This window comes from Bacillus sp. AFS018417, assembly GCF_002560985.1.
GTDB classification, from domain to species: Bacteria; Bacillota; Bacilli; order Bacillales; family Bacillaceae_G; genus Bacillus_A; species Bacillus_A rhizoplanae.
Map to the genome: position 1 here is coordinate 101,975 of NZ_NTTM01000024.1, position 16,470 is coordinate 118,444.

The following is a 16,470-nucleotide window of genomic DNA, read 5'->3' on the forward strand; positions in this document are numbered from 1 at the left end:
GGGCAGTTATCCCCCCGCCTATCTTCTTCGATTTTCTTTCAATCTTGAGGTGGGGGCTTACTGCCCGTTAATGCGGGATAAGAAAGGGCGATGAATCATCATCGCCTTTTTACTTTGTACATGAAAATAATAAAAACAAAGGGATACGCAGTCTACGTTCATATTCTTCTTCACTTTGAAAATGCTGAGCTTCTGGTGTTGCTTCGCGTAAACTATTAATTGTAAAACCAGCTTTTTGTAAGGAGAGGAAGTATTGCTCAATTGTACGATGATATTTAACAACTTGCTCATTAATCCATGGCTCGACGCGTTTGCCAGTTTTAAAATAATCATCAACAAGCCAGCTAGTTCGTTTTCCACTTAGTTGTAAGCTTTCAAATGCGGAAGTAATAATCGGGTGTTGAACACTAAAGGCGAAAGTGCCTCCAGTTTTTAACGTTTGAAAAATCTGTCTGAAAGTATCATCAATATGTTCAATATAGTGAAAGACAAGTCTAGATGTAACGATATCAAAAGTAGAATTGGGATATGTATAGTCTTTGAGGTTTAGAAGATGGACAATTCCATTTGTATTCTTTAATTGTTTTTGAGCTTCTTCGTACATACGATGAGAGCCTTCGATTCCGGTATAAGATTGGCAGCCTTTTTGTAGTAACTCTAGTCCAAATTGTGCATCACCGCAGCCAAGGTCAAGTATACTTTTATCTTTTATATGACCAAGTAACTGTAAGAGAGCAGGTTTTTCAATTGTGTCGTTTGGGTTATCGGTTCGATGTCTACGTTTCATATATTGTTCAAAAAATAAGTTCTCATTGTAAACGTCAGATTCTGTATATGACATTCAATCATCTCCTTGAAAACATTTTTTCTATTCTAGAAAAATCCAAATAATAATAATAGATTTCTTTAATTATATAGGATATAATCGTTAGTTGTAAGCGTTTACTTTTAGCTATTTTCCTATAATAATTTTTTGAAACGTGTTAAGCTATTAAAGGGAGTATTGTCTATATTATGATAATGCTTTCTTTATATGAATGATAGGGAGGTTTCACGATGTCTAGCAAAACACTTGACAAATTTTTAGTAGAAAACCTAGATGATTTGAAATCAAAGGGACTTTATAATGTTATTGATCCGCTTGAAAGTTCTAATGGACCAGTTATTACAATTGGCGGAAAAGAATATATTAATTTATCTTCAAACAACTACCTTGGTTTAGCAACGGATGAGCGTTTAAAAGAAGCAGCAATTGGCGCAATTCATAAATATGGCGTTGGTGCAGGTGCTGTTCGTACAATTAACGGTACGCTTGATTTACATGTGAAATTAGAAGAAACAATTGCAAAGTTTAAACACACAGAAGCAGCAATCGCATATCAATCTGGTTTCAACTGTAATATGGCAGCGATTTCAGCTGTTATGGATAAAAATGACGCAATTCTTTCTGATGAATTAAATCATGCATCTATTATTGATGGTAGCCGTTTATCAAGAGCAAAAATTATTGTATATAAGCATTCCGATATGGAAGATTTACGTAAAAAAGCAATCGAAGCAAAAGAATCTGGCTTATACAATAAATTAATGGTTATTACAGACGGTGTATTCTCAATGGATGGCGATGTAGCAAAACTACCAGAAATCGTTGAAATTGCAGAAGAACTAGATTTAATGACTTATGTTGACGATGCACACGGTTCTGGCGTACTTGGAAAAGGTGCTGGTACGGTTAAACATTTTGGACTATCTGATAAAGTAGATTTCCAAATCGGTACATTATCTAAAGCAATTGGTGTAATTGGTGGATATGTTGCTGGTAAGAAAAACTTAATCGATTGGTTAAAAGTTCGTTCACGTCCGTTTTTATTCTCAACGGCGTTAACACCAGCTGATGCAGCAGCATGTATGAGATCAATTGAAATTTTAATGGAAAGCACAGAGCTACATGACCGTTTATGGGAAAATGGTCGTTATTTAAAACAAGGCTTAAAAGAACTTGGTTTTAACATTGGAGAAAGTGAAACACCAATCACACCTTGTATTATTGGTGATGAAGTATTAACACAACAATTTAGTAAACGTCTAAATGAAGAGGGCGTATATGCAAAATCAATTGTGTTCCCAACTGTAGCAAAAGGAACAGGCCGTGTTCGTAATATGCCAACAGCAGCACATACGAAAGAAATGCTTGATGAAGCAATTCGTACGTATGAAAAAGTTGGGAAAGAAATGGGAATTATTTAACACATTCGCATCTATGAAAGCTTGCAAATGAGGAGTGGGGAAAATGGAAAAAATTCTAGTAACCGGTTCTTTAGGTCAAATTGGTTCTGAACTTGTAACGAAACTTCGTGATGTATATGGTGCATCAAACGTTATCGCAACAGATATTCGTGAAACAGATAGTGAAGTTGTAAAGTCTGGTCCATTTGAAATACTAGATGTAACAGATGGCCAAAAATTACATGAGATTGCAAAGCGTAATGAAGTTGATACAATCATTCATTTAGCAGCACTGCTTTCAGCAACAGCAGAAAAAAATCCATTATTTGCTTGGAATTTAAATATGGGCGGTCTTGTAAATGCGTTAGAAGCAGCTCGTGAATTAAACTGTAAGTTCTTCACACCAAGCTCAATCGGCGCATTTGGTCCGACAACACCGAAAGATAATACACCACAAGACACTATCCAGCGTCCAACTACGATGTATGGAGTAAACAAAGTGGCTGGAGAGCTTTTATGTGATTATTACTATCAAAAGTTTGGTGTAGATACGCGCGGCGTACGCTTCCCTGGTTTAATTTCTTACGTTGCTCCTCCTGGAGGGGGTACAACTGACTATGCAGTTGAGATTTATTATGAAGCAATTAAAAAAGGTACGTACACTTCTTACATTGCAGAAGGAACATACATGGACATGATGTATATGCCAGATGCACTGCAAGCGATTATTTCTTTAATGGAAGCAGATCCAAGTAAGCTAAAACATCGCAATGCATTTAACATTACAGCAATGAGCTTCGAGCCAGAACAAATTGCAGCATCTATTCGTAAGCACATCCCAACATTCACGATGGATTACGCAGTTGATCCAGCTCGTCAAAAGATTGCGGATAGCTGGCCAAACTCAATTGATGCAACAGCAGCGAAAGAAGAGTGGGGCTTTAAAGCAGACTATGATTTAGACAAAATGACAGCTGATATGCTTGCGAAATTAAAAAAAAAATTAGAAGCTGAGTTAGTACTTGGCTAATTGAAAGAAAGCCGATTCAATATATTGAATCGGCTTTTTTGTCTGCGTGTCCAGGTAGGTTGAGGGCTACTTGCTGGTGAAAGTTCAATTTAGGTAAGAAATAAGTTGCCTAGTAGCGGTTAAAGCTGTTATATAGACTTCACTTTTCATGCGTGTCTATATTTTCTGCTTCCGGGTATTGGTATTCCGTTTCTTCGTATTGTTTTTCATATTCGTAGCTAAATGCTTTATGTGTTTTTTGATCCTCATCCCAAGGTGTCGATTTTCCTAACTTTCTGTTAGTAGGAGAACCGTAAGGACCTTCAGGAAGTTCCTCAGGAATGACATATTGATGTCGAGCTTCAGCAGCAGTAACATCTGTATATTGCTCATCTTTTTTCGGGGACAAATGGAACACCCTTTCAAATATATTTAGATAGTAGACTTCTGCCTTAATATACCCAAAATGCTTCTATCATACCTTTCGAGAGGACTCCCACCTCTAAACATATGTGAAGATGGTGAGGTGAATCGAAAAAATATTTTATGTTCAAGTAAAACGATGGAAACATACGTTCTTGTTTTGGTATAATATCCTTAACAAGGAGGTGAAAAAATGACAACGGAAAATCAAATAAATTATAAAACTCTTCAGATTTGGATTAAAAAAGGACATCGTATGTATTCTTATTTTCAAGAATCTTGCCAAAGCGCTAAAAATATGTACAACACGACAAACTTTTATATACGACAAGTGTATACAGGTTTGACACAAGATAAGGAATTACAACCTTTACAAAAAGAAGTTTTGGATACAATTGATAAAAACATTGGGAAGATGAATGATACACAACTTCTTGCCTATCAAAAGAAATTGGAAAAAGAGAAAACAAAACCAAAAGAAAAACAAAAAGAAGTGAAATGTAATTTGTTTTCAGAACCAACTACAGAAAAACCTTATGTAGATTATAATTTTCTGGATGCATTATTTAAAGCGATGATTCAGAAGGATTATCGTGCTTTACCTACGCAATCTAGTCAATCAATCATGAAAAATGTATTCCAAAATTGGAAGTCTTTTTTTGCTAGTTTAAAAAATTATAAAAAGAATCCCAACAAATATACGGGAAAACCTAGAATTCCAAAGTATATTCGTTCTTCTGAAAAGGAAATCTTGTATACCAACCAAGATTGTGTCATTAAAAATGATAAGTTTTTAAAGTTTCCAAAGACAAAATTGCAATTAAACATTGGGAAATTAGGGATTACTGAAGGTAAGCTGAAACAAGTTCGTGTCATTCCAAAATACAATGAGTATGTAGTGGAATTGGTGATAGATGTTCCTTCAGAACAACAATCCGTTGAAGAGAATGGTCGTTATATGAGTATTGATTTAGGTATTGATAATCTTGCAACCATCGTAACAAACACAGGTATGAAGCCTGTACTTGTTAAGGGCAAGCATGTCAAAAGCATAAATCAATATTACAATAAAATGAAGAGCCATTTTACAAGTGTTCTAAGGCAAGGTAAACAAATAAATGAAGGACCTTTTACTTCTAAAAGAATAGAAAAACTTCATCAAAAGCGTTACCTGAAAATAAAAGATATCTTCCATAAAGCTAGTCATCATATTGTAAAACTAGCTCAAGAAGAAGAAGTTTGCAAAATCGTTATTGGTCAAAATAAAAGTTGGAAACAAGAAACGAATATGGGAAAGAAAAATAACCAAACAATTTGCCATATCTCGCATAGTTTATTGATTCAAATGATTACATACAAAGCGAGTGCGGTAGGTATTCAAGTTGTTGTAACCGAGGAATCTTACACATCAAAAGCAAGTTTTCTAGATAATGACTTCATTCCAACGTATGGAACAAATGACCAAAATGTAACTTTTTCAGGAAAACGGATGAAGCGTGGTATGTATCGTTCTGCAAAAGGAATCGGAATCAACGCAGATGTAAACGCTGCGGCTAATATTTTACGAAAAGTAGTCCCGAATGCATGGAGAAACGGGATAGAGGGGTTAGGCGTGAAACAGCTCGCTAGTGTGTTAACTCCACTGACGTTAATCGTCCGTTAGGCCGAAACGTTAGAAACCCCCACTTCCAGCTTTGGTAAGTGGGGGAGTATTCATTCAATCGTCTTCAATAATAATTTCTTTAATAACGGCTTAATCTTCAAGCGTAAATCTTCAGCATGGTTCGCCACTAAGAAGTGGTGGTTATAAATATTTTTCATTAACTGATAGGTCGCTTCTTTTGCTTCGCCTTCTTCGATAAAGATTCCGATGACTTCTATGCCGCTTTTACGAGCAAGTTTTACAGCTTCGTGTGTATCTAAAATACCATCTTGTTGATAGTCTAATGCAGACGGTTCGCCATCTGTAAAGACGAGTAGGAATTTATGTTTTTCCGGACGTTTTGCAAGTTTTTCCGACACGATACGAATAATGTATCCATCACGGTTATCTTCTTCTTCACGAAGTTGCATGACTTCCGGACCAATGCTTGGAAGCGTTGAGTTTTGATATGTTACGACTTCATGAATGACGTTTGGTTTGTTTTCGGGTGTGGCGCTAGAAGCATCTTCCCAAAATCCGCTAATGGCGTGTGGAATTTTTAACGATTTTAAAGCCTCATGGAAAAGAACAACGCTTTTTTTCGTTTCTTCCATTTTGTTATACATCGACCCAGAGCAGTCGACTAACAGGTGAAACACAACGTCAAGTTCTTGTGATTCTTGTCCTTTTTTATAAAACATACGTGGTTGTTTTTCTGTATAAATACGTAAGAACTTTTTACGAAGTCTTCCGTAGTATTTATCAGCATTTGCGTTTGTTTTATTTTCAATTGTTTTTTCAATGATTTTCTTTAGTTCTTTTACATCTTTATTTACGACAGATTTTATAGCTTGATAGTCTTTCTTTTCATCATGGTTTGGTTTGCAAGCTTCTTTAAAAGTATGTGATGCACCGGCGTTATACTTACCGTACACACCTTCATTCTGGCTAGAAGCATGAGACGCTCTCGTATCCTCGGCATCCGCTCCGTCGAAATTCGACTGTGTACTTTTTTGTGAAGTACCTTGCACAGAAGCGAGCGCTTGATCGCTATTATCAGATTCTCGGGCGGTATCACCCATCATGTTCGTTTTTGTGCCGCTTTCTAATTCAAAGCGTAAGAAGTTTTCGTTTTCATTGTTTTTATTTTCACGATGCCACGTTGAAAAACTTTCGTTTATTTTACTTTTATTATCGTCATCGTCAACAATTTGAACATCATCATTTGCTAGTTCATCTACTCGTTCCTCTATCTTGTCAAAAACGACAGAAGTATTGAGCGGTGCAAGTCCAAAGTAGTTATTAATCATATCATTTTCTAATAGTTCTTCTAAACGATAGCGAATTTTTTCTACAACATACATCGTATCTTCTGTAGTACGCGTTTGAAATGTTTCGTGTAAGATTGCTTCAATGTGCTCAAAGTAGTCGTTGTTAAACATTTCGTATTTATCGCTTGTTAATGTTAAGTAACATAAACAAATGAGCATATCAGCATGATAGTTACGAATACGGTTAATTTCGTATTGTGAGCTGAAATAGCTCCGATACATTTCTTTTCGGCGTGCAAATATTGGTTTTGTACCAGGACGCTCTCGTTTAACAATTTCTTCAACTCGTAAATCTTCTAATAGAACAAATAATTGCGTTAAAAAATTTTTAAGTGGTGATTGCTGCAATTCTTTTGCATAGTTACGAATAAGCTGCATATCGGAATGATGTTTGTAGCCGAGAGCTTTTAAATATACTTCACTTTTTAAACCAACGACTTTATCAGTTTCGCTTCGATCATCCCAAAAATGACTGATGACAATTTTATTTTCGATTTCGTCATAATATGCTTTATATCCATATTCTAAATATGCATTTTCTTCTTTTAGAAGGGCATACATTAAATTTTCCATTTGCAGAAACAGAGACGCATCGATTTTTTTGTCACTAAAAATTTGTCTCATGAATTATCCCTCAAAGAAATAACTTTCTGCTAATTCACGCACCGTCATTTGTTCTGTTTCATCGCTTAATTTTGCGATAATGCTTCGTTCAATCGCACGCATCACTGGAATATACACACTTAAATCACATGCATCAATAATACCGCGAATACTTGCAGCTTCTTCACTTACACGGCCATCACGAGCAAGTGGCATCAGGTCACTTGCGAATGCCACAAACTTTTCGATTGTTGCTGTTTCCTTTAATTTCGACTCCGCTAATAAGAGTTCTTTTAATGTTTCACCTTGAATATAAGGAACTTCGATAATAACAAAGCGATTTTTTAATGCTTCATTTAGTTCGCTCGTTCCAACATAGCCTTCGTTAATCGCCGCAATTACACGATATTCATCGCTACCGTACACAACTTCTTGTGTGAATGGATTTGTAATCATTTTACGATAGTCTAGTGCACCGTGAAGAAGAGGAAGTGTTTCTGGTTTTGCCATGTTAATTTCGTCGATATAAAGGAAGTGACCACTTTTCATTGCTTTCATTAATGGGCCATCAACGAAAGTAACTTCAGATGCACCGTCTGTTGTTGTTAATGTGTTGTATCCTAAAATACCTTCTACATCTAAATCAACAGAACAGTTAATGCTATGCATTGGCTTTTGGAATAAATAAGACAGCGTTTCAGCAAGAACGGTTTTCCCGCTTCCAGTAGGCCCTTTTAATAGAACGTTTTTTCCAAGAAGTAATGCAGTAATTGCATCTTCAATAATACTGTTATCTGATGCTTTATACATTTTTGTTCCAATTAAAGTAGCGGCATTGCCAGCTGCATGTTTATTTGTTTCGTGAATATTTTCAAGTTGTTGTTTTAATCCTTCATGTATATGAAATTGCTCTAACATTTATTTCCCACCTAACATTATTTTCATAAAGTAAACAATCCTTCTTATGATAACGCGTTTTTATAGGTGAAGCAAAGAAAAAACATCTTCCAATTTGGAAGATGTTCCCTTATCCCGCATTAACGGGCAGTAAGCCCCCTACCTTAAGATTCAGAGAAAAACAAAGAAGATAGGTGGGGGATAACTGCCCGTAAAAGCCCGATTGGTTCAACTAACCATCAGTGGGGGAAGAACACCCCACTGATGGAAGTTTCACTTTATAAAAGTGGTGAAATAAGACGCATCAGTGATTCAAGCGTTCTTTTTCGAATGCTTCTCTTTTTAAAGACTTCCCAGCGAAGTTCTGTAGAATCCTTAAAATCTTGTTCGAAATCATGTTTAATATCAAGGACAGTCGGAGAGTCATATAAGATAGCGATTAATTCATAATTCAGTTCAAAGCTACGAATGTCCATATTCGCTGTTCCAATTGTTGCAATTTCATCATCAATTAATACAATTTTCGCATGCATAAATCCATCTTTATAACGATAAATAGAAACACCTGCTTCTAATAATGGCGCAAAGTAAGACTGAGAAGCTTGATCGCTTATGATGCTATCGCTTATGCCAGGATATAAAATACGTACATCAATTCCAGCAAGTGCACTTAAACGTAGTAATGTTAATGTTTCTGGATCTGGAATGAAGTATGGCGTCGCAATCCAAATGGAGCGTTTTGCTGATGTCATGGCCGCTAATAAGGCATTTCGAATCGTTTTGTCACTTGCACTCGGGCCACTTGCGACAACTTGGACAGCACCGTCTGTATCAACAGTCCACATCGGAAAATACTCTTTATTCATGAAAGGTTCCCAAGAGTAGTTATTTAATCCACTACATGCGTATAACCAATCTTCTAGAAAGATAGCTTGTAGTTTATATAGTGCTTTCCCTTCAATTTTTAAATGGCTATCTCGCCAAATTGGAAATTTCTTAGAACGGCCAAGATATTCATCTCCAACATTTAATCCGCCTGTAAATCCAATTTTTCCGTCAATAATAATGATTTTACGATGATTACGATAGTTAACGGTTTCTATTAGCCATGGGGAAAGAGCAGGATCAAATTCTACTACTTCAATTCCTGCGTCCTTCATCGGTTGTAAAAAGGTGCTTCGCAACGTATAACTTCCAAGTCCATCAAATAAAAAACGGACAGTTACACCAGCTTTTGCTTTTTCAATTAAAGCATCACGGAGCTTTGTCCCAATTTCATCAGGTCGATAAATGTAATATTGAATATGAATGTGATGTTTTGCCTCTTGAATAGAGGAAAAAATTTCTGTAAATGTTTCCTCTCCGTTTGTTAATAATTTTGTTGCAGTTTCATTAGCAATGGGCCCTCCGCCAAACTTGTGAACGACAGTAGCCAAATGGGCAGAGCGTTCATCTAGAGATGGTGGTATTTCTTGTTTCAATTGTCTTCCTTCTAAAATTTCACGGAACAACTTTCTTTGCTCTTCAGCACGATGTAAATGTTTATTTCGGCGCCATCTGCTGCGGCCAAATAGTACATAAAAGAATACGCCAATAACAGGAAGAACTGCTAATACCCAAAACCAAGCTAACGTACTTTGGGGGGAGCGATTTTCAATAAAGATGATGAAAGCAATGCCAATAGCTGTAATAAGAAATAGCGATCCAACAAAGGTATTCAATGTTATGGGAGAATTGTTTAGTACTTTTAGTACAAAGACTGTAATTGCACTAACGAATAATAATTGCAGAACACGATTTTTCATTGGTATGAATGTCACCTTTTTCCGATTAATTATATCCTTATTATAAGATATTTTATATTTACTAAACCAACATGAAATATTATAGCTCACGCCTCTTAAGTTTGTCCTGTGTATATTTTAATTATCGAAACTTTTCGCTTTGAAAAGGAGGGAAGTTGATGAATGATGTAAGGCGTCCAATAAAAAAACGATCTCATAAAAACGCATGAGACCGTTTTTTTTATATCAGGATCTGCAGCTTAAATTGATAAAAATTAGTCTTTCTTTATGAAAATATCCGATATAATCGGTCTATGATCTGACGCCAAAGTGTCGAGTGTACGGGAAGATTGAACATTAACGCCAGAAGTTGTTAATATATAGTCGATTTTTCTGTCAGGCTGTTTTGCCGGGAAGGTATAGCTAGTGCCATCACGCTCTTCGTTCCAAGAATCCTGATATGATTTAAGCAAAGGTTGTAACTCTGGGGCTGTCGGTACTGCATTCATATCACCAAATAAGATTTTTTCCCTATGGTTTTCGGACATAATATTTAACATGTCGTGAACTTGCATGCTCCGTACAGTTGGATCTGTCCGGTAATCCAAGTGAGTAGCGTATACATTCAATTTTATTCCTTTTACATTAATCAGCGTTTCGGCAAATCCAGGAGACAATTCGGGTTTTGGGTTTGGCACTTGTGTAGAAAGTCTAGTTATTTCACGATTTTCAGCTTTAAGAATGGGATATTTACTTAAAATTGCCACACCAAACTGACGGTTAGGCTGCCCTGCTTGTAATGGTGAAAGGTTATAAATAGGGGCAAAGAAATAGTACATATTAAGTGATTGCGCAATCTTTGCTATTTCATTGTCAAAATTGCTGCGATCTCCCCAATGTACATCCACTTCCTGTAGACCAATAATATCTGCTCCTGAATCCTTTATAACATTGGTAATAGATTCAATGTCATATTGATTGTAGAAGTTGTTACCATAATGGATGTTGTAACTCATGACACGTAAGTGTACGCCTTTTTCCTTTTGTTCATCGCTGTCTGCGAATGAGAGCGACTGGAAGCATGAAAAAACTAACAAAAATGCAGTAATCATCATACAGACTTTTTTCAACATCATTTTTCCCCCTGAAGTTAGATATTATCTACCATTTCACTGTGAATTTTAAGAGAAAATACAATATTCCGTCTATAGTTTTTTTATAACTTAATAAAACATTTACATTTCATTATTCAGTGGGGGATGAAGAACCCCCCCACTGATGGAAGTTTTATTTAGTTTAAGGTTGTTGCAGAAGGGGTAGAAACTGTTGAACAAGAAACGTTACTACAATCAATGGGATGTGACTATGTACAAGGATTTTATTATGCGAAACCGTTAACAGTATCAGAATTAAAAAATGAATTTTAACCGAAAAACACTAGCTCCCTGAAGAGCTAGTGTTTTTGAAATTAACTAATTTTTGTATCAAGTGTTTCTGTATTCTTTTCAGTAGTATTTTTCATGATAAATGGATAAAGAACTAATCCGATTACGAATAATCCTATTCCTAGTAAGAACGTTTTTATATCAGCTGTCCCTGTTTTGATAACCCAAATTGAATATATAAGAGCAAGTACTGTAATTACTCCGTCAACTTTGCGAGAGCCTTGCATGATGTCATATGTTTCGCCAGTAATAACGAGTTTTAATTGATACAATGTTGAGACAAGGTACGGAATTAAATAGGCAAGTGTAGCGACAACAATTGCAAAGTTATACGCCTCTGATACTGAACCAGAAATAGTAGAGAATAAGAATATTTGTGTCATGATATTTGTTAATAATAATGAGTTCTTTGGACTTCCCTTTTTATTTGTTTTTCCAAAGAAAGCTGGGAATAATCCGCTTTTTGCTGCTTGATAAGGAACCTCTGCACTTACAACAATCCAGCCGACTGTAGAGCCGAATAGAGAGACAAGTGCTAGGAATGCCATAATATATGCACCTTTATTACCGATAGCCATACTTAATGCGTCAACCAATGGTTTTTGTGATCCTTTTAGCGCCTCTTGTGGAAGAGCACCCATTGTTAACAATGTAATTGATACATAAATAAGAAGCGCAATTACTAATCCGAAAATCGTTGCTTTTTTTACATCGCGTTGTGACTTTGCGCGGTTTGAAAGCATAACGGCTGACTCAATGCCAATAAACGCCCAAAGTGTTGAGATGGCAGCAGCATTGACTTGTCCGCCTAATGGGATAGACTTTCCAGCTTCATTCATAAATGTTTGCCCATCACCGAAATTCGCTGCATTAAAGATGAATAATGTAATGATAATAAACATTGTAAATCCAATGATTTTTGCAACAGTTGCAAGTAAGTTCATATTACCAGCACGATCAATATTTTGAGAAAGAATATATTGAATGCCCCATAGCATGATACTACATACAGCAAATGTTAAGGCTTTTCCTAGTTCTAATGAGAAACCATTTGTCGTGAACAAAATTTGTTTACTTTGCATAACTGGAAAAAACGTAGATAAATATCCTGCAAATGAAATAATAACAGAAGCTGTTGCCGCCCAGTTTGCCGCCCAGTAACCCCACGCCATGCTATAACCAGCAACTTTACCAGCTTTTGGTGAAGTGAACATTGCTTGCGCATAGCTTTGTGGACCTGCTTTTAAATTTGGTTTTCGCATTGCTAAGTTTCCAAACACGAGTGCAATCATAAATACACCAAGCCCGGTAATTGTCCATGCAAGGGTGGACCCCATTGGTCCTGATACTTGTGCTAAATTTGCCGGAAGCATAAACACGCCGCCACCAACCATATTTCCAACAACGAATGCTGTTAAAATCCATAAACCCCATTTTTTTGTGTCCATGATCGTCTAACTCCTTTTGATGATAGTTTTTTTTGTTTTATGATTTATTGTACCTAGTGTTTTTTGGAAATAAAAAAGAGCCATGTAGATAAAAAATACCTACATGGCTCTTTGCCTAACGTAGGTACAACGGGAATAACCCTTGTACCTACGCGTGAATTTTTCCGCTAGGTTTCAAGGGTTTACGTATGATGATGATGTTTTTGTGCAAATGTAACTACAGTTGTATTTGTAAGCATAGTTCTTTGCTCCCTTTCTCCTCTGATTTTGAAGTAAGTATACTACATGTTTTTTAGAAAGGGAAGAGAAAAATACAAACTTTTTTATAAAAATTCATCCTGGTGATTAAATATTTATAGCGATGAAAGTATGTTTTTGTATTTATATCTCTTTTTACAGGGAATATTAAGGCTGTTACTGAGCGTTCGTAATATTTTTTGATGAACATGGAGGAAAGTAAATGAAAAATAGGAAGTCGGCTAGATCTCTTGTTTTGGGGATAATATTTGTAGGTGTTGTCCTTTTTAACTTTTCAAAACCAACATACGCTTATATTCCTTCTGAAGATCAAATTGTAAAGAGCAAACCAAATCATTATGGAACTGAGGAAAATCAACCGGCATACGATATTTGGGGACAAACGATTTCGCAAAAAAAGGCGAATGAGTTGTTGAAGACGAATGAAGGCAAAACGTTATTATCACCACAAAACGGAGCAGTGAAAATTGACAATAATTTATTAAAAGTGGGGAGAGAGTCTTTTTATGAAGAAACATTTGGAAATGAAGTGTTTCTTACAGACATAATGGGTATTTTAAATGGAGCGTTAACTTTAGAAAATATTAAAAAAGCAATTTACGACTTGCATGGAAAAGGGACAACAAATTTACGTGTTGAACTGGCGAAAACTGTGAAACTAGGAGATAAAACGTTTGAAAAAGGAACAAAGATTGATACTGGTTTAGATGTTGCAAGTGGTTCTAATGAAGTGTTAGGGATGCCTATTATTAAGCCTGAAGGAAGAGAGAAGATAGGAGTAAGCTGTGCTGCATGCCATGCAACGGTAACTAGGGATACAAAAAAAGTTATTGAAGGTGCTGTAAATAATGATTTTAATGGCGGTCTCATTTTAGCACTAGGGACAAATTCAGCAGCTTATTTTTCTCGTGCAGAAATTCAGTCATTACAAGACTATATAAAAGATTTAGGGCGAACAGTAGTAACTTCTGATGGAAAAAAAGCTCCACTTCCTGATCCAGAGATGATAGAGGAGACTGTAGATCGTACTTTATTAAAATGGCCAAGAGGAAATTTTGATGCGAGTAGTGATTTGGTGAATAATCCAACACAAATTCCAGATTCTTTTACATTTGGAGATCATCCTTATGGGTGGAATGGGTTTGCGCAAGCTGGTCCGTTTAAAGGACTAAGTGTAATTAATAGTGCTGTAAATATTCAAGGTTCAGATTTAACGACATTAGCGCATGCTAGTCCATTCCTTTTCAAAATCGACAAGGAAGTTTATTTAGGAACAATGTTACAAAATGCAGCAAATCCAAAATATCGATATGATCCTAAAAGTGGAAAGAAACCATCTGAGTTTTTTGCTTCAGTAGATCCTACTCCAGGAGTTCCAGGAGTAAATGAGTTAATTGCGCTTCCGACGTTTCCAAGGCCGTCTTTAATCTCTCCTAATGGTTTATTATCAAGTTCTCCTGGCTATCGGGTTATGGAGCAAAATAATGGAATGTCTGCGTTACAAAATACATTTGTTTCCCCTAAACCACCATTATCTGTTGATAATAAGACGATGAAAAAAGGGAAGAACGTATTTGCACGTGCAGGCTGTATTACTTGTCATGCGGGACAAACCTACACAAATAATCGAATTATTCCAGTTAATGAAATTAAGACCGAGCCATCAAGAGCAAAATCATTTGAAGCAATAGGTAAAAACTTAGCAGAGCCTATTATGTATTCACCGGATACATCTGTACCTATACCAAAAGGAGCAAAATTGTTAAAAGTTCCAGCCTATACATTAGATAAAGAAAAGATTAACTTAGCATATATGTTAAATGGTTCACCTGGTGGTTACAAAGTTCCAAGCTTGTTAGGGCTTTATTGGGGAGCGCCGTATTTACATGATGGAGGCGTTGCGGTTGGCCAAAATGTGGAGAGTGAGCTAGGTATGACAGGAACGGTATCAAAAGGAATTGAGCCTAATCCGTTTAACAGCTTACGAGCATTAATTGACCAAAACTTGAGAAGAAAAGTAATCGAAGCAAACAAAAATTCAAAAGATTTACAAGACGCACATATTACGGGAGAAGGACACGAATATTGGGTAGATTCTTCTACAGGTTTCTCAAAACAAGAGCAAGATGCGTTAATCAACTATTTACTCACATTAGAATGATTTAGAAGTATGCTGTAGCGAACAAGCAAAGATAAACAATCTATTTTCTATCATTACAAAAAACTCATTGAGCTAAGAAGAACATACGATATTATGTGGGGGAGTATTCATTCCATATGTAACAGGAAATAAAAAAACGTCATTTTGAAAAAAGATTGATCAGAACGGCGTCTTTCTTTCCACTAAAATACAATTTTTTATAATAAAGTTTGAATCGAAGGAATTCACTCTTATCCATTTATAATCACTCCACCGTTTACATGAAGAATTTGTCCTGTCACATATGAGGAGTCATCCGACGCCAAATAAACATAGGCAGGTGCCAGTTCAAAAGGTTGTGCAGTACGTTTCATTGGTGTAATGCTTCCAAATGTTGCATAAAGTTCCGGCGGAGCGCTTGAAGGGATAAGAGGGGTCCATACAGGCCCTGGAGCAACGCCATTGACCCGGATTCCTTGATTAATGACTGATAATGCTAACGAGCGGGTAAATGCAACGACAGCTCCCTTGGAAGCGGCATAATCAATCGCGGGATCAAGTCCGTTGTATGCGGCGAGTGAAGCCGTATTGATAATAGAGCTTCCATTTTTTAAATAGGGCATGGCTGCTTGTGTTAAATAAAAATATGAAAAAATGTTTGTTTTAAAAGTACGTTCGAGCTGCTCTGCTGAAATGTCGCTGATACTTGCTTGTGTATGTGCTTCTCCTGCATTATTGACCAAGATTTCAAGATGGCCAAATGCTTCCATTGTTTTTTTTACGACATAATGACAAAACCCGGCATCTCCAATATCACCTGCGATTGTCAGGCATTGTCTGCCCAATTGGCTCACTCTGTCTTTTGTTTCGGATGCATCCCCATGCTCATTTAAATAAACAATTACAATATCCGCCCCTTCTTTTGCGAAAGCAATGGAGACAGCCCGGCCAATCCCGCTATCTCCCCCAGTAATGATGGCGACTTTGTTCAATAGTTTGTTGCTTCCAGAATAATTAGGATTTTCGGAGATAGGTCTTGGAATCATCAAAGATTCAATACCCGGCTGCTGAGGTTGGTACTGCGGGGGAAATTCGATTGGAATTGTATCGCACTTTTCTACAAACCCAAAATGCTCAAACATAATAAGCCAGCCCCCTTCGGTTATATGTGATTTAGCATATTCTTAAAAAGATTATAGGTGCATGCCCTGTGTCTTGGATTTCAATTTTTTTGACCCAATCCCTGTCTGTGTAAACACGAAGT

12 protein-coding genes and 1 pseudogene are annotated in these 16,470 nt (G+C 36.4%); 5 read left to right on the forward strand and 8 right to left on the reverse strand.

The window, feature by feature from the left end:
- Positions 1 to 109: 109 nt before the first annotated feature.
- Positions 110 to 841: a class I SAM-dependent DNA methyltransferase gene (locus CN326_RS10870; RefSeq protein ID WP_098309040.1), complete on the reverse strand. Its 732-nt coding sequence runs from the start codon at positions 839 to 841 to the stop codon at positions 110 to 112.
- 215 nt (positions 842 to 1,056) lie between these two features.
- On the opposite strand from CN326_RS10870, the gene CN326_RS10875 reads away from it, so the two are divergent.
- Together CN326_RS10875 and CN326_RS10880 are read left to right on the forward strand one after the other, a co-directional pair.
- Positions 1,057 to 2,247 carry a glycine C-acetyltransferase gene (locus tag CN326_RS10875; protein ID WP_098309041.1) on the forward strand — a complete coding sequence of 397 codons (1,191 nt, stop codon included), beginning with the start codon at positions 1,057 to 1,059 and terminating at the stop codon, positions 2,245 to 2,247.
- Between the two features lie 34 nt (positions 2,248 to 2,281).
- A complete protein-coding gene (locus CN326_RS10880; protein ID WP_141525026.1) occupies positions 2,282 to 3,256 on the forward strand; it encodes an L-threonine 3-dehydrogenase in 975 nt (324 codons plus the stop codon).
- A gap of 139 nt (positions 3,257 to 3,395) precedes the next feature.
- Here the strand turns inward: CN326_RS10880 and CN326_RS10885 are convergent, their stop codons facing one another.
- Positions 3,396 to 3,653: a hypothetical protein gene (locus tag CN326_RS10885; protein ID WP_253628592.1), complete on the reverse strand. Its 258-nt coding sequence runs from the start codon at positions 3,651 to 3,653 to the stop codon at positions 3,396 to 3,398.
- Between the two features lie 198 nt (positions 3,654 to 3,851).
- Here CN326_RS10885 and CN326_RS10890 point away from each other — a divergent pair, with 198 nt between their 5' ends.
- Positions 3,852 to 5,321: an RNA-guided endonuclease InsQ/TnpB family protein gene (locus CN326_RS10890; protein WP_098309044.1), complete on the forward strand. Its 1,470-nt coding sequence runs from the start codon at positions 3,852 to 3,854 to the stop codon at positions 5,319 to 5,321.
- A 50-nt stretch (positions 5,322 to 5,371) separates the two neighbouring features.
- Here the strand turns inward: CN326_RS10890 and CN326_RS10895 are convergent, their stop codons facing one another.
- The 4 genes from CN326_RS10895 to CN326_RS10910 all read right to left on the reverse strand — a co-directional run bounded on the left by CN326_RS10895 (position 5,372) and on the right by CN326_RS10910 (position 11,048).
- A complete protein-coding gene (locus CN326_RS10895) occupies positions 5,372 to 7,255 on the reverse strand; it encodes a vWA domain-containing protein (RefSeq protein ID WP_098309045.1) in 1,884 nt (627 codons plus the stop codon).
- Positions 7,256 to 7,258: 3 nt separating this feature from the next.
- Positions 7,259 to 8,152: an ATP-binding protein gene (locus tag CN326_RS10900; protein WP_098309046.1), complete on the reverse strand. Its 894-nt coding sequence runs from the start codon at positions 8,150 to 8,152 to the stop codon at positions 7,259 to 7,261.
- 257 nt (positions 8,153 to 8,409) lie between these two features.
- On the reverse strand, positions 8,410 to 9,936 hold the full coding sequence (locus CN326_RS10905; protein ID WP_098309047.1) for a cardiolipin synthase: 1,527 nt from the start codon (positions 9,934 to 9,936) through the stop codon (positions 8,410 to 8,412).
- A gap of 254 nt (positions 9,937 to 10,190) precedes the next feature.
- Positions 10,191 to 11,048 carry an endonuclease/exonuclease/phosphatase family protein gene (locus CN326_RS10910; protein WP_255258125.1) on the reverse strand — a complete coding sequence of 286 codons (858 nt, stop codon included), beginning with the start codon at positions 11,046 to 11,048 and terminating at the stop codon, positions 10,191 to 10,193.
- 168 nt (positions 11,049 to 11,216) lie between these two features.
- Here CN326_RS10910 and CN326_RS10915 point away from each other — a divergent pair.
- A pseudogene (locus CN326_RS10915) lies at positions 11,217 to 11,342 on the forward strand (EAL domain-containing protein); the annotation flags it as partial.
- A 41-nt stretch (positions 11,343 to 11,383) separates the two neighbouring features.
- On the opposite strand, the gene CN326_RS10920 reads toward CN326_RS10915, so the two are convergent.
- A complete protein-coding gene (locus CN326_RS10920; protein ID WP_098309048.1) occupies positions 11,384 to 12,808 on the reverse strand; it encodes an amino acid permease in 1,425 nt (474 codons plus the stop codon).
- A 460-nt stretch (positions 12,809 to 13,268) separates the two neighbouring features.
- Here CN326_RS10920 and CN326_RS10925 point away from each other — a divergent pair, with 460 nt between their 5' ends.
- Entirely contained in the window at positions 13,269 to 15,227 is a 1,959-nt protein-coding gene (locus CN326_RS10925; RefSeq protein WP_098309049.1) for an electron transport protein, read from the forward strand.
- Between the two features lie 230 nt (positions 15,228 to 15,457).
- On the opposite strand, the gene CN326_RS10930 is transcribed toward CN326_RS10925, so the two are convergent.
- A complete protein-coding gene (locus CN326_RS10930; RefSeq protein ID WP_098309050.1) occupies positions 15,458 to 16,348 on the reverse strand; it encodes an SDR family oxidoreductase in 891 nt (296 codons plus the stop codon).
- Between the last annotated feature and the right edge of the window lie 122 nt (positions 16,349 to 16,470).

Coding starts and splice junctions, on each gene's coding strand:
- CN326_RS10905 (WP_098309047.1), bottom strand. CDS start 9,936: ATGAAAAATCGTGTTCTGCAATTATTATTCGTTAGTGCAATTACAGTC.
- CN326_RS10900 (WP_098309046.1), bottom strand. CDS start 8,152: ATGTTAGAGCAATTTCATATACATGAAGGATTAAAACAACAACTTGAA.
- CN326_RS10875 (WP_098309041.1), top strand. CDS start 1,057: ATGTCTAGCAAAACACTTGACAAATTTTTAGTAGAAAACCTAGATGAT.
- CN326_RS10870 (WP_098309040.1), bottom strand. CDS start 841: ATGTCATATACAGAATCTGACGTTTACAATGAGAACTTATTTTTTGAA.
- CN326_RS10895 (WP_098309045.1), bottom strand. CDS start 7,255: ATGAGACAAATTTTTAGTGACAAAAAAATCGATGCGTCTCTGTTTCTG.
- CN326_RS10910 (WP_255258125.1), bottom strand. CDS start 11,048: ATGTTGAAAAAAGTCTGTATGATGATTACTGCATTTTTGTTAGTTTTT.
- CN326_RS10890 (WP_098309044.1), top strand. CDS start 3,852: ATGACAACGGAAAATCAAATAAATTATAAAACTCTTCAGATTTGGATT.
- CN326_RS10920 (WP_098309048.1), bottom strand. CDS start 12,808: ATGGACACAAAAAAATGGGGTTTATGGATTTTAACAGCATTCGTTGTT.
- CN326_RS10930 (WP_098309050.1), bottom strand. CDS start 16,348: ATGTTTGAGCATTTTGGGTTTGTAGAAAAGTGCGATACAATTCCAATC.
- CN326_RS10925 (WP_098309049.1), top strand. CDS start 13,269: ATGAAAAATAGGAAGTCGGCTAGATCTCTTGTTTTGGGGATAATATTT.